The organism is Vibrio sp. 1249-1, assembly GCF_033340495.1.
This window is the reverse complement of the sequence record NZ_JAWOWJ010000449.1, coordinates 1-743: the sequence shown is the minus strand read 5'-3', so window position 1 is coordinate 743 and position 743 is coordinate 1. Positions and strand designations below refer to the sequence as shown.

At 46.3% G+C, this 743-nt stretch carries 1 protein-coding gene; it reads right to left on the bottom strand.

Annotated elements, in window-relative coordinates; genetic code table 11:
• A partial coding sequence (locus R7Z50_RS26920) for a sugar transporter (protein WP_318149671.1) occupies positions 1-743 on the bottom strand: 743 nt, incomplete at both ends.

Genomic DNA, 743 nt, shown 5'->3' with positions numbered 1-743 from the left:
ATCCACTACCGTTTTATAGCTCAACGATAACAATGCCAGCTGGTACGCGCCAAAAATACCATAGGCAACACCAACAAAACTTAGCATGAAAAAATTCGTAAAGTGGCTAAAGATAAGCTGACTGAGCAAGCCGGCACCTAATGGAATTAATCCCATCAAAATGAATACTTGCTTGTTGTATGGTCTGCTTTGGTTCCATGAACGACGCAAACTGCGCGGCTGATGATCCATTGCGGTCGCTGGCAGCACAAACGACCAACGCGCCATCACCCAATAGCCCGGAATGCTTGCAACTGTTGTGATAAACGCCATGGCGACAAAATCGGGTTCACCGCTTTCTGCAATGTAGATAGACGACAGCACAAAGATTGGGATACCAATGACGAGTAGCATCATCAGTCCAAACAATATCCACCAGCCAATGAAACGGAATTCTCGGGCCGACAAACGAAACACATCCAACGCCGAGTGCATGTAATCGCCAACCAAATAAATCCGGTGCACACGCACAGCAGCCATCGCAGCAACAAGTGGGTATAAAACGATTGTGACGAAATAAAATCCCGTGATGTTTCCTTCTTGGACGCTCGCTTGATCTTGCCCCGTCATTTCAGGATACATAAACACAAAAATTGAGTGCACGATGATTAATGGAATACACGCAATGACAATTGCGAGTAGGTTCCTTCTGACCATCACTGCCGCTTCTCGGCATATTGCTGAAACAGAAAAGTCCTCGGTTG